Annotated in this window: 11 protein-coding genes; 5 read left to right on the top strand and 6 right to left on the bottom strand. The window is 72.6% G+C overall.

What is annotated here, in order from left to right:
- Positions 1–17: 17 nt before the first annotated feature.
- On the bottom strand, positions 18–1,619 hold the full coding sequence (locus ABZ192_RS11735; RefSeq protein WP_356924326.1) for an MFS transporter: 1,602 nt from the start codon (positions 1,617–1,619) through the stop codon (positions 18–20).
- 202 nt (positions 1,620–1,821) lie between these two features.
- Here ABZ192_RS11735 and panB point away from each other — a divergent pair, with 202 nt between their 5' ends.
- From panB to ABZ192_RS11720, 3 genes are all read left to right on the top strand, one after another.
- Complete coding sequence (gene panB, locus ABZ192_RS11730; RefSeq protein WP_356924325.1) at positions 1,822–2,697, top strand: 3-methyl-2-oxobutanoate hydroxymethyltransferase; 876 nt, start codon at positions 1,822–1,824, stop codon at positions 2,695–2,697.
- 132 nt (positions 2,698–2,829) lie between these two features.
- Positions 2,830–3,849: an ATP-binding cassette domain-containing protein gene (locus ABZ192_RS11725; RefSeq protein WP_356924324.1), complete on the top strand. Its 1,020-nt coding sequence runs from the start codon at positions 2,830–2,832 to the stop codon at positions 3,847–3,849.
- Positions 3,846–4,661, top strand: coding sequence for an ABC transporter permease (locus ABZ192_RS11720; RefSeq protein WP_356924323.1), 816 nt, complete (start codon positions 3,846–3,848; stop codon positions 4,659–4,661). The genes ABZ192_RS11725 and ABZ192_RS11720 overlap by 4 nt, the downstream gene beginning before the upstream one ends.
- 21 nt (positions 4,662–4,682) lie before the next feature.
- On the opposite strand, the gene ABZ192_RS11715 is transcribed toward ABZ192_RS11720, so the two are convergent.
- A complete protein-coding gene (locus tag ABZ192_RS11715; protein WP_356924322.1) occupies positions 4,683–7,967 on the bottom strand; it encodes a BTAD domain-containing putative transcriptional regulator in 3,285 nt (1,094 codons plus the stop codon).
- Positions 7,968–8,547: 580 nt separating this feature from the next.
- Entirely contained in the window at positions 8,548–9,288 is a 741-nt protein-coding gene (locus ABZ192_RS11710) for a DUF6578 domain-containing protein (protein ID WP_356924321.1), read from the bottom strand.
- Between the two features lie 104 nt (positions 9,289–9,392).
- Between ABZ192_RS11710 and ABZ192_RS11705 the strand changes: the two genes are divergently transcribed.
- The gene (locus ABZ192_RS11705; RefSeq protein ID WP_356924320.1) at positions 9,393–10,193 is read left to right on the top strand and encodes a site-2 protease family protein; all 801 of its coding nucleotides are present in this window, start codon (positions 9,393–9,395) and stop codon (positions 10,191–10,193) included.
- 4 nt (positions 10,194–10,197) lie between these two features.
- Here the strand turns inward: ABZ192_RS11705 and ABZ192_RS11700 are convergent, their stop codons facing one another.
- The 3 genes from ABZ192_RS11700 to ABZ192_RS11690 are packed head-to-tail and all read right to left on the bottom strand — an operon-like array spanning position 10,198 to position 12,268.
- Positions 10,198–10,428 carry a hypothetical protein gene (locus ABZ192_RS11700; protein ID WP_356924319.1) on the bottom strand — a complete coding sequence of 77 codons (231 nt, stop codon included), beginning with the start codon at positions 10,426–10,428 and terminating at the stop codon, positions 10,198–10,200.
- A gap of 13 nt (positions 10,429–10,441) precedes the next feature.
- Positions 10,442–11,161: an NADPH-dependent F420 reductase gene (gene npdG, locus ABZ192_RS11695; RefSeq protein WP_020269687.1), complete on the bottom strand. Its 720-nt coding sequence runs from the start codon at positions 11,159–11,161 to the stop codon at positions 10,442–10,444.
- A gap of 33 nt (positions 11,162–11,194) precedes the next feature.
- On the bottom strand, positions 11,195–12,268 hold the full coding sequence (locus ABZ192_RS11690) for a sialidase family protein (protein WP_356924318.1): 1,074 nt from the start codon (positions 12,266–12,268) through the stop codon (positions 11,195–11,197).
- A gap of 118 nt (positions 12,269–12,386) precedes the next feature.
- Between ABZ192_RS11690 and ABZ192_RS11685 the strand changes: the two genes are divergently transcribed.
- Positions 12,387–12,934, top strand: a 548-nt coding sequence (locus ABZ192_RS11685) for a hypothetical protein (RefSeq protein WP_356924317.1), incomplete at its 3' end; no start/stop codon positions are given.

The raw sequence follows: 12,934 nt of genomic DNA, 5'->3' as shown, positions 1-12,934 counted from the left end.
TGAATTCTCGCGTAGTTCTACGACCGCGCGTCCGACAACTCCTTCTCCTGTTCCCCCTCCTGGGGCGCCGGCGGCCTGCCGGGCAGGAACAGCGCCACGACGGCCGCGCCGATCAGTGCGACGCCCGCTCCCCACAGGGCGGTGATGTGCATCGCGTGCAGGAACGCGTCGTAGGCCGGGGTGACCAGGGCCTTGCCCTGCGGGCCCAGCTTCGCGGCGACGCCGAGCGTGGCCTCGATGGACTCCCCCGCGGTGTGCCGGGCGGCCGGCGGCAGTTGACCGAGCTTGTCCTCGATGCCCGTGCGGTACGCCGTGGACAGCACCGAGCCGAGGATGGCGATGCCGAGCGCGCCGCCGACCTGCCGGAAGGTGTTGCTGAGGGCGGAGGCCGAGCCGGCCTTCTCGCGGGGCAGGGCCTGCATGATGACGACGCTGACCGGCGTCATGATGTGCGCCATGCCGGCGCCCATCAGGAAGAAGATCACTTCCAGGATCCAGATGGGGGTGTCGGCCTCCAGCGTGGCGAAGGCGGCCAGCATCGCGGCGATGACCAGCAGTCCGGCGGTCGTGGTGGCCCGGTTGCCGAAGCGGTCGACCAACAGCCGGGCACGCGGCGCGAAGATCATCTGGGCGGCGGCCAGCGGCAGCATCAGCAGACCGGTCTGCAGCGGCGAGTAGCCGCGCACGCTCTGCGTGTAGAAGACCGAGAAGAAGGTCACGCCCATCAGCGCGAAGAAGACCAGCGCGATGGCGGCGATGGCGGCCGAGAAGACCTTGTTCTTGAAGTACGTGACGTCGATGGACGGGTGGTCGCTGCGCTTCTCGAACACCACGAAGGCGACGAGGACCGCGAGCCCCGCGCCGATCGTCGACAGCACGGTGGCGTCGGTGAAGTCGGCGAGCTGGCCGCCCTTGATGATGCCGTAGACGAGCAGCACGAGGCCGACGACGGACAGGACGACACCGACGGGGTCGAGGCGGCCGGGGTTCGGGTCCCGGGAATCGGGCACCAACCACAGCATCAGTGCGAGCGCGAGCAGCACGATCGGCACGTTGACGAGGAAGACCGAGCCCCACCAGAAGTGGTCCAGGAGCACGCCGCCGGTGATCGGACCGATGGCGATGGCGAGGCCGACGCCGCCCGCCCAGATGCCGATGGCCTTCGGCTGCTCCTCGCGCTCGAAGACGTGCATGAGGACGGCGAGGGTGGCCGGCATGACGAACGCGGCGCCCAGGCCCATCACGGCACGGAAGGCGATCAGCTCGCCCGGGGAGCCGGAGAACGCGGCGAGCGCGGAGCCGACGCCGAACACCGCGAGCCCGCCGAGCAGCACCTTCTTGCGGCCCAACCGGTCACCGAGCAGACCGGCGCTGAACAGCAGGCCCGCGAAGACGAGGGTGTAGGCGTTGATCGCCCACTCCAGCTCGCTCTGCGTGGCCCCGAGGCCGGTCGGGGCGGGGGTGGAGATCGTCTTGATGGCGACGTTCAGGATCGAGTTGTCGAGGACGACGATCAGCAGGCTGAGCATCAGCACGCCGAGGATCGCCCAGCGGCGCCGGTGCACCGCTTCCGGTAGGCGGGGGCCGGTGGGGGCGGCACGGTCGGCAGGAGTAGTCATGCCGCCGAGCGTAGGACCATTTCGATACGAGACCGTCTCGTATTGGAATACTTTTACCGAGCTCTTACGGCCACTGTGCTTCAGGGCGTGGGGGCGGAACTCACAGGGGCTCCCCTAGCCCTTGCCGGCACGAGGTGCCACCATGGACGTGGTCCGGGGACGCCGTCAGGGCGCCTCGAGATGACGTGTTAGGAGCCGTGCAATGACGCAGCTTCCGGCTGCCCAGACTGCTCAGCCGAAGTCCTCCGACGGCGGCAAGACGCTGTACGGGGGCAAGGGCACCCGCCGCATCACCGTGCGGGACATCGCCGCCGCCAAGGAGCGCGGCGAGAAGTGGCCCATGCTCACCGCCTACGACGCGATGACCGCGTCCGTCTTCGACGAGGCCGGCATCCCGGTCATGCTCGTCGGCGACTCGGCGGGCAACTGCCACCTCGGGTACGAGACGACCGTGCCCGTCACCCTCGACGAGATGACCATGCTGTCGGCGGCGGTCGTACGGGGCACCTCGCGCGCCCTGATCGTCGGCGACCTGCCCTTCGGCTCCTACCAGGAGGGCCCGGTGCAGGCGCTGCGCTCGGCGACCCGGCTGGTGAAGGAGGCGGGCGTGCAGGCCGTGAAGCTGGAGGGGGGCGAGCGGTCGCACGAGCAGATCCGGCTGCTCGTCGAGTCCGGCATCCCGGTCATGGCGCACATCGGCCTGACCCCGCAGTCCGTCAACGCGATGGGCTACCGCGTGCAGGGGCGGGGCGAGGAGGCGGCCCAGCAGCTGCTGCGGGACGCCAAGGCCGTGCAGGACGCGGGCGCGTTCGCCGTGGTGCTGGAGCTGGTTCCGGCGGAGCTGGCGGCCGAGGTGACGCGGGTGCTGCACATCCCGACCGTCGGGATCGGGGCGGGCCCGGAGACCGACGCGCAGGTCCTGGTGTGGACCGACATGCTGGGCCTGACCGGCGGGCGGATGCCGAAGTTCGTGAAGCAGTACGCGAACCTGCGTGAGGTCATGGGGAACGCGGTGAAGGCGTTCGCCGAGGAGGTCGTCGGCGGAACGTTCCCGCAGGAGGAGCACTCCGTCCACTAGACCACCGCCAGAGCCACTGCGGTACCACAGGCAGCCCGCCGATCTTCCCCCGTCGGCGGGCTGCCGCGTTCTGTCGGTGACCCCGGGGCCCCTGTCGGCGGTTTGTCGGTGGGGGCTGACATCGTCAGGGGCATGACGCGAATCGACAAGAACACCGGCGGCGCCGCTGTGACCGTGCGGGGGCTGGTGAAGCACTACGGCGAGACCAAGGCACTGGACGGGGTCGACCTGGATGTGCGGGAGGGCACCGTCATGGGTGTCCTCGGGCCGAACGGGGCCGGGAAGACGACCCTGGTCCGGATCCTGTCCACCCTGCTCGCTCCCGACTCGGGCCGGGCCACCGTCGCCGGCTACGACGTCGTACGGCAGCCCCGGCAGCTGCGGCGGGTGATCGGGCTCACGGGGCAGTACGCCTCCGTGGACGAGAAGCTCTCCGGCTGGGAGAACCTGTACATGATCGGGCGGCTGCTCGACCTGCCCCGCAAGGACGCCCGCCGCCGGGCCGACGAGCTGCTGGAGCGCTTCTCGCTGACCGAGGCCGCCAAGCGGGCGGCGGCGACGTACTCCGGGGGCATGCGGCGGCGGCTGGACCTGGCCGCGTCCATGATCGGACGGCCGGCCGTGCTCTTCCTGGACGAGCCGACCACCGGGCTCGACCCGCGCACCCGCAACGAGGTGTGGGACGAGGTGAAGCGCATGGTCGGCGACGGGGTCACCGTGCTGCTCACCACCCAGTACATGGAGGAGGCCGAGCAGCTCGCCTCCGAGCTGACGGTCGTCGACCGCGGCCGGATCATCGCAGGAGGTGCCATCGAGGAGCTGAAGGCGAAGGTCGGCGGCCGGGCGCTGCGGATCCGCCCGGCCGATCCGGCGCAGCTGCGGCCTCTCGCCGGCGCGCTGGACGAGCTGGGGATCACCGGGCTGGCCACCACGACCGTGGACACCGAACGCGGTGACGTCCTCGTGCCGATCCTCAGCGACGAGCAGCTGACCGCCGTGGTCGGCGCGGTCACCGCGCGCGGCATCACCCTCTCCTCCCTCACCACCGAACTGCCCAGCCTGGACGAGGTGTTCCTGTCCCTCACCGGCCACCGCGCCAGTGCCCCGCAGGACGCCATGCCCGCCGAAGACCTTCAGGAGGCCGCCGTATGAGCGCCGTCACCGTCCACGACGCCGAGGCGGACGCCCGTATCTCGCTGCGCGGCCACCTGCGCCACACCGGTGCCCTGATCCGCCGCAACCTGCTGTGGATCCGCAAGGACCCGGAGTCGATGGCCGACGCCCTGCTGATGCCGGTCATCTTCACCTTGCTGTTCGTGTTCGTCTTCGGCGGCTCGATCGGGCAGGCCCTGGGCGGCGGGCAGGACCGCTATGTGCAGTACGTGATCCCCGGCATGATCGCGATGATGAGCATGACGCTGTCCCAGGGCGTCGGCACCGGCTTCAGCCAGGACTTCAACTCCGGTGTCATGGACCGTTTCCGGTCCCTGCCGATCGGGCGGGGTTCGGTGCTGTTCGCGAAGATCTCGGTGGAGCTGCTGCGGATGCTGTTCGCGACCGCGGTGCTGATGATCGTGGCCGTCGCGGTCGGCTTCGAGATCAGCAGCTGGCCGGGGCTGCTCGCGACCGTGGCGCTGTCCACGGCGTTCGCCTCGTCGATCATGTGGGTGTTCCTCACCCTGGGCGTGATCCTGAAGAACGCGCAATCCGTGCAGGCGATGGGCTTCCTGGTGCTGTTCCCGCTCCAGTTCGGCTCGTCGATCTTCGCGCCGACGACGTCGATGCCGGGCTGGCTGCAGGCGTTCACCGACTACAACCCGCTGTCGACGCTGGCGGACGCCGCGCGCGGTCTGATGGTGGGCGGGCCGGTCGCGCACGACCTGTGGGTGACGCTCGGCTGGTCGGTGGCGATCACCGCGGTGATGGCGCCGGTCGCGATCCACAAGTTCCGCACGAAGAGCTGACCGGAGGGAGTCCCATCCGCGTCAGAGCAGGGCGGTGGCCTCCTCCAGGGAGAGGCCACCGCCCTGCGCGTACGCGGCCTCGTACGCCTGGTCGCCGAGCAGCGCACGGACCTGCCGTTCCGTCCGCTCCCGGGTCTCGCGCTCCTGCCGCTGGGCGATGTGGCCGGAGGGCAGCAGGGCGTCGAAGGCGCCCAGGCAGCGGGCCGCGTCCACGGCGCGCCGCCCGCCGTCGAGGGCTGCCAGGGCCGAGGCGCCGATGATCAGGTAGCCCGAGCGCATATGGGGTGCGATGGCCTCGGACAGCGGGTCGGCGGCCCGCTCCAGCGCCTTGCGGATCCGGTCCAGGCACTCCTCGTACCGTCCCTCCATGGCGTCCAGCCACGCCTCCGTGCCCAGGATGTACGCGTCGAAGATGATGAAGTGGGCGATACGGAAGTCCTGGCGCAGCCGCCGCAGTTGCTCGCGCGCCTCGGGGACACGGCCCGTCATGCCGAGCCAGCCGGCGAGGAAGAGCCGGGCGGCGGGCATGGCCTCGCTGTGCGTGTCCTCGCGCTGTGCGATCACCTCACGCAGCAGCCGCTCGCCGCGCTCGCCCTCGCCCGCCTCCAGCAGCGCGCTGCCCAGCCGGGCGGCGAGGACGGCCGCCTGGGCTCGGGCGCCGATCTGTTCGGCGTGCGCGATGGCCGCCTCGTAGTCGGCGGCGGCCAGGGGGTATTCACCCTTGCGTTCATGGGCCTCGGCGCGGGCGGAGAGGGCCTCGGCGGTGCCCCAGGCGTCACCGAGACGCTGGTAGATCTCCAGCGACTCGTCCGCGTCCCGGGCGGCGTCGCCCGCCCAGTCGGTGCGGTTGGCGAGGAAGTTGGCCCGCATCTGCAGGCCGGAGGCCAGCTCCCAGTCGAAGCCGGGGGTCTCCCGGCAGGTGCGGATGGACGCGTCGATGATGACGCGCAGCCGCCCCATGTCGCCGGTCAGCATCACGGCGAAGAACCAGAGCAGGCCGGGGAGCCGGCAGTTCTGCGGCAGGCCGGGCTCGTAGGTCAGGGAGATGGTCCGCAGCTTCTGCTGGGAGCGCGGGTTCTGCCAGGCCTCCAGTTCGGTGTCCATGCACGCGAGATGGGCCAGGTGGACACCGCGCCGGGCCTCCCACAGGATCTCGCCGCTCATCGGGGGCGGGGTGTCGGTGCAGCGCTGCCACACCGGGGCCGCGCGGCGGACGGGCTCGGTGAAGGGGTCCGGGCCGAGGGCCATGACCTCGCGGCACCAGTTGCGGGCCTCGATGCGCAGGTCGCGCATCTGCCAGTACCAGACGAGGGACAGCGTCAGGCACAGCGCCTCCTGCTCGTCGCGCAGGGTGACGGCGTGCCGCAGGGCGGTGCGCAGGTTCTCGTACTCCCGCTCCAGCCGGCGGATCGCGGCGAGCTGGTCCGGGCCGCGCAGCAACGGGTCGGTGGTGCGGGCGAGTTCGCGGAAGTACGTCAGGTGGGCGCGCTCGGCTGCGGCGCGCTGCCCGGACTCCTCCAGTCGCTCGGCGGCGTATTCGGCGACCGTCTCCAGCAGCCGGTACCGCATCTCGCCGTCCGCCGGCTCGCCGGGCGGTGTGGCGACGACCAGGGAGCGGTCGACGAGCGAGCCGAGCGCCTCCAGGGCGACCGGTCCGCACACCGCCTCGGCGGCGGGCAGGTCGCAGCCGCCCGCGAACACCGACAGCCGCCGCAGGACGTCCCGTTCGTCCTCGTCGAGCAGGTCCCAGGACCAGTCGACGACGGCTCTGAGGGTCTGCTGGCGGGGCAGGACGGTGCGGCTGCCGGAGGTGAGGAGACGGAAGCGGTCGTCGAGCCGGTCGGCGATCTGGCGCGGTGTCAGCATCCGCAGCCGGGCGGCGGCCAGTTCGATGGCGAGCGGCAGCCCGTCGAGGCGCCGGCAGATCTCCGCGCACGCCGCGGGGTCGTCCTCGATCCGGAAGCCGGGCCGGGCCGCCGCGCCCCGGTCGGCGAGCAGCCGCAGCGCGACCGGCTCGGGCAGCGGCTCCACGGGCCGCAGCAACTCGCCCGGCACGCCGAGGGGTTCGCGACTGGTGGCGAGGACGGTCAGGCCGGGGCAGCGCTCCAGCAGTTCCCCGGTGAGCCGGGCGGCGGCGTCGGCGACGTGCTCGCAGTTGTCGAGGATCAGCAGCATGCCGGGTCGGGAGCAGTGCTCGGCGAGCCGCTCGACGGGATCGTCGAGCCGGTCGGCGACGGCGGCCCGGATGCCTTCGGCGCCGGCGCCGTACAGCACGGTCTCGCGGGCGCCGACGGCGGTGAGCACGGCCTCCGGCACGGCGGCGGGGTCGTCGACCGGGGCGAGTTCGGCCAGCCAGACGCCGCCGGGCATGGCGTGCCGTACGGCCTCGGCGGCCTCCTGGGACAGCCGGGTCTTGCCCGCCCCGCCCGGTCCGAGCAGCGTGACGAGGCGGGCGGCGGTGAGATCGTCCCAGATGGTCTCGATGTCGGACTCGCGGCCGATGAAGGAGGTGAGGCGGGCGCGCAGGTTGCCCGCGGCCGGGGCGTCCGCGGCGGGCCCGGGCGCGGTGCTGTCGTCGCCCAGCTTCAGCAACTCGGCGTGCAGGGTCCGCAGTTCCGGTCCCGGATCCACCCCGAGCCGGTCGGCGAGCAGCCGCCGCACGTCCTCGTACGCGTCCAGCGCCTCCGCGGTGCGGCCGGCGTCGCGCAGGGCGCGCAGGCGCAGGGTCTGGAGGGGCTCGTCCAGGGGGTGGCTGTCACACAGGGCGGTCAGCTCGGGCAGGGACTGCTCGGCCTGGCCGAGGGCGAGGGCGGCGCTGTGGCGGGCGCGCAGCGCGTCCAGGCGGCGGGTGTCCCGGCGGGCCGCCTCGGCGGCGCGGTCGGGCAGGTCGACCAGGGCCGGGCCGCGCCACAGGGCGAGGGCGTCGTCCAGGACCATGACCGCCTTGGCGGGATCGCCGTCGGCCAGGGCCCGCAGCCCCTCATCGGCCAGCCGTTCGAACCGGTGCAGGTCGACGTCGTCGGGCGCGGCCGTGAGCCGGTACCCGCCCTCGTCGGAGGCGACCGCGTCCGCCCCGAGCGCCCGCCGCAGCCGCCCGACCAGTGCCTGGAGCGCCCCCGGGGCGTCGGCGGGCGGATCACCGCCCCACACTTCGTCCACCAGCAGCCCCACGGGCACGGTACGGCCGGCCCGCAGGGCCAGCACGGTCAGCAGCGCACGCAGCCGCGCCCCGCCCACCGGGACGACCGTGCCGTCGGTGCGGAGCGCCTGCGTGGTGCCGAGGATGCGATAACGCACGGGATCCATTGTCTCCGGTGGTACGAGGGCGGTCACGACGGTTCTACGGCGCGGCGGGCCGGGACCGCCGGCCGCGGGCCCGACCCCAGCCATCTGCAGCACGCCGACCAACAGCTGCCACGGCCCCGGCCACCCGGCCAGGGCCGGACCCGGCAAGCACGGACGGGGGGCGACGGACAGAGAGCCTCAGCCTGTCACGAACCCCCGACCTCTCGGACCCGGCTCGGCCACGACGGGCACGGACCGGCCGGAGCCGACAGTCCCCGGGCCACCGGCAGTACGCCGGCCCACGGCCGACTTCCGACACGGAACCCGGCCCTCGACGCACCCGGCCAGGGCCGCAACCCGGCAAGCGGCGGGCAGAGAGCCTCGGCTCGCCCCGGCCCGGGCCCGTCGGCCCAGCCGACCCGGCCAAGACGGAAAGCCCCAGACATACGACGGAAAGCCCCCGACATACAAAGGACATCGTCCGGCCGCGCCCCTCCCCCGCCCCGAACGGGCCGCGGATGCCGGAGCGTTGGGCGGCGGGCGTCGGTCCGTGGCGAGTGCAGCCCGTCCCCGACCGCTGCGGCAGCCGCACCGGCAGCGGTCAGGCATGTCCGCCATGTCGACCGCCCCTCCCACCGGACCGCCCCCGGCGCCCCCGTGGGCCGGCCGCCGTGCTCAGCGTCTGGAGCAGAGCCGCCAGGTCCGCCGCCGAGAGGCCCTCCGTCTCCGCGCCGGGCTTCGCGTCCTGGTGCGGGATGCCCCGGGCCTCGCGGACGGCGTAGGAGAGGCGGGAGTCCGTGCCCGGCACGTCCAGGGTCACCACCGCTCCCGGTTCACGCGACTGCCGTCCCCGTCCGTCGGCACCCCGCTTCCCCTCGGTCTCGGTGAACCACTTGGGACACCGGTCCACCGCCCGCAACCCGCGCTCCCGGCGCACCGGCTCCCACGAGCGCGATCCGGGCGCGCTTTCGGCGTAGACCTGGGTCAGCACCTGCACCGCCCGCACCCGCCCCTCAGCGTGCGGCCACACCGCCCCGTGGCGCTCGACGGACAGCAGCCCCACCGACCTCATCCGGTCCCCCGGCCTCGGCCCCAGATCCTCCTCGGAGTCGGGGTCCGCGGCCAGGGCCACCGTGAGGCCCGTCTCCTCCCGCACGACCCGGACGCCGCCCACGTGCTCGACCGGCCCGACGAGCTCGGTGAGCTGATCATGCCAGCCGCCGCCCAGCACCCTGTCCGAGCCCACGAGCATCAGCGGCCAGCTCACCTCGTCCCCCACCGAGAACGGCGTGCCGCAGCACTCCATCTGCCAGTCCGCGTAGAACACGTGCCACAGCCCCATGCCCCCACCCTCCCCGGAACCGACCGCCCCGCGCGAGACGTTTTCCCCCTGCGCCCGGTACCGTCGGGCGTCCCCATCGCGTGTCCGAGAGTGCAGGGAGTCCCATGACCACCGCCACCAGCCGCCACAGTGAGCGGCGGATCAGTCCCGTCTTCGTCGGGATTCTGGCCGTGACGGCGGTCACGGGGTGGGCGACCTGGACCGGGTTCGCGGAACAGCCCGGGGTCGCCGTGTTCCTCTTCGTGACGGCGGCCTGGATCGTCTCGCTCTGTCTGCACGAGTACGCGCACGCGCGCACCGCCCTGCACAGCGGCGACATCTCGGTCGGCGCGAAGGGCTACCTCACGCTGAATCCGCTGAAGTACACGCACGCGCTGCTGAGCATCGTCCTCCCGGTGATCTTCGTGATCATGGGCGGGATCGGGCTGCCCGGCGGGGCCGTGTTCATCGAGCGGGGCCGGATCCAGGGCCGCTGGAAGCACAGTCTGATCTCTGCTGCCGGTCCGCTGACGAACGTGCTGTTCGCGGTCGTGTGCACGGCCCCGTTCTGGCTGGACGCGCTGGACGGCGTGCCGGCCGACTTCCGGTTCGCCCTGGCCTTCCTGGCACTGCTCCAGGTGACGGCCGCGCTGCTGAACTCCCTGCCGGTGCCGGGCCTGGACGGCTACGGCGTCGTCGAGCCCTGGCTGTCGTACAACATCCGGCGCCAGGTGGAGCCGTTCGCGCCGTTCGGCCTGCTGTTCGTGTTCGCGCTGCTGTGGCTGCCCGCGGTCAACGGCGTGTTCTTCGACGTGGTCGACTCGCTCCTGAAGTCGCTCGGGATCAGTGACTTCGAGACGTACTGCGGGCAGGAGCTGTACCGCTTCTGGCAGGGCTCGAACGAGTTCTGCTCGGCCGCTCCCTGAGGCATCAGCCCGTGACGGACTTCTCCTGCTTGCCGCGCTTCACGTAGTACCAGCACATGTTGGACGACAGGCCCGCCAGCAGCACCCAGACGATCCCCAGCCAGCTGCCCCGTGTGAAGGAGACGACGGCCGCGGCCACGGCGAGGACGCAGAGAATCAGGGCGTAGAGGGCGAGGCGGGGCATTTCGGTCGACTCCTGTCGGGGGACACTGCTACGACGACCAGTGTCCCCCATGCGCCTCGGCGGCTCACACGTCGGTGACGCGAAGCCCCGCGTGCGCCTTGTACCGGCGGTTGACGGAGATCAGGTTCGCCACCAGCGACTCCACCTGGTGAGCGTTGCGCAGCCGCCCGGCGAAGATGCCGCGCATGCCGGGGATGCGCCCGGCGAGGGCCTGCACGATCTCGACGTCGGCGCGGACCTCGCCGAGCACCATCACGTCGGTGTCGATCTCGTCGATCTCCGGGTCCTGCAGCAGCACGGCCGACAGGTGGTGGAAGGCGGCCGTGACCCGGGAGTCCGGCAGCAGGGCGGCGGCCTGCTCGGCGGCGCTGCCCTCCTCCGGCTTGAGCGCGTAGGCGCCCTTCTTGTCGAAGCCGAGCGGGTTGACGCAGTCGACGACGAGCTTGCCGGCCAGCTCCTCGCGCAGGGATTCGAGGGTCTTGCCGTGGCCGTCCCAGGGCACGGCGACGATCACGATGTCGCTGCGGCGCGCGGTCTCGGCGTTGTCGGCGCCCTCGACGCCGTGTCCGAGTTCCTCCGCGGCGGCCTGGGCACGGTCGGCCGCCCGCGACCCGATGATCACCTTCTGCCCGGCCTTGGCGAGCCGGTAGGCGAGACCCTTGCCCTGCGGCCCGGTCCCGCCGAGCACTCCGACGACGAGTCCGGAGACGTCGGGCAGGTCCCAGGGGTCCTTGGCGGGGGCCTTCTGGGCATTGTCGGTGGCAGCACTGTCGGTAGAGGTCATGGCCCTGACTCTACGTCCGCCGCGGCCGTCGGCTCAGGTCAGCTCCGTCACGGGCACCCGGCGGAAGGCGATGGTCTCGTAGGCGCTGAAGTCGCCGGTCTCGTACAGCAGACCCACGGTGTCCGTGTCGACGCGCACGAGGTCGGAGTAGGCGGCGGGCAGGCCGTCCACGGTGTGGGCCGGACGCCAGGTGGTGCCGCCGTCGGCGGAGGCGCGGATCGTCATGAGCGCGCGGAAGCCGGGGTCGGCGGGGCCGGAGTAGAGCAGCACGTCGGGGTCGCGGAGCTGGAGGACGCTCGCCTGGCACACGGGTGCGGACAGGCCCGCCTGGGGTCGGAAGGGTTTCACCAGGGTCCGGCCGCCGTCGATCGAGTGGGCGTCGGCGCGGGTGCCGGGTGACGGGGAGTCGTTGCGGGTGTTGAAGTAGACGCGGCCGTCGGGGAGTTCGGCGGCGGTGGTCTCGTTGACGTTGATGTAGCCGTCGGTGTTGTCGTCGACGTAGCCGATCCGCCAGGTCGCGCCCCGGTCGTCGCTGAGCAGGCAGTGGCCGCCGTTGTACCTGCCCTCCGTGCCGTTGTCCGTGCCGGTGGGCGGCAGGGAGTGGTTGGCGGGGACGACGATCCGGCCGGTGCCCAGCTGGAGGGCGTGGCCGGGTCCGGTGGCGTACCAGCGCCAGTGCGGCTTCTTGGTCTGCTGGGTGATCTCCCTCGGCGCGGACCAGGTGAGGCCGTCGTCGTCGCTGTGCTGCACCCAGACGCGGCGTCCGTCGGCCGCGCTCACCTTGCCGCGCCGGATGGCGTCCTCGGTGGCGAGCGCGGCGTTGCGTACGTGCACGAGGAGGACGCGACCGGTGTCGAGGACGACGGGGGCCGGGTTGCCGGCGAGGGCGTCGCCGTTCTTGGCGGCGACCAGGAGCGGGCTCCAGGTGCGGCCGCCGTCCGTGGAGCGCTTCAGGACGATGTCGATGTTCCCGAAGTCGTCCCGGGAGCCGACCCGGCCCTCGCAGAAGGCCAGCAGGGTGCCGTCGGCGGTGGCGACGACGGCGGGGATGCGGAAGCTGGCGTACCCCTCCCGGCCGGCGCGGAAGGGGACACTGGTCTCGGTCATCGGCGGGTTCCTCCGGGTGTTCGACGACGGTACGGATGACCGGTCCCTCTGCCCGAGCCGGGCGAACTCGTGGTGAATTCCGCGTCACGACTGACCGGTTGGGGCAGGATGCGGTCGTATGGATGCCGTACGGGTCGCGCTGTTGCGGGAAGTGCTCGCCGGGACGGAGTGGCTGGGCGCCACGCGGCGGTTCGCCGGTGCGCTGCGGGGGTCGGTGGTGTCGCACGGCGGCGGACTGCTGCTCGTCGGCACGCCGGAGTACGAGCCGTGGCACCTGGCGGCGCACCTGGTGGACGAGGCGGCGTGGTCGGGCACGCCGGAGCTGGCCCCGACGCTGGTACGTCATGACGCGCGCCCCTCGGATCCGGCGCACCTGGCGGTCGGCCTCGGGCGACTGGAGGCGGCCCGGCGGGGCGAGACGCTGCTGGTGGTGTCTCCCGAGGGCCCCGCCTCACCCCTCCTCGAACGGGTGTCCGACGCCCGGCGCGCCGGGGCGACGGTGCTGTCCCTCGGCCCCGGTGAGGGCGAGCTGCCGGCGATGGCCCACGAGGCCCTGGCCGTGCCCGACGGCTCGGAGCTGGACCTGGACACCGTGCAGCACCTGGTCAGCGCGGCGGCCGGGGAGAACGCCGTGCCGACACCGCGCGGCCGGCGCCGCTTCCGGGA

Source organism: Streptomyces sp. NPDC006235, from assembly GCF_040613735.1.
GTDB lineage: Bacteria > Actinomycetota > Actinomycetes > Streptomycetales > Streptomycetaceae > Streptomyces.
This window is presented reverse-complemented; position numbering and strand designations above follow the sequence as displayed.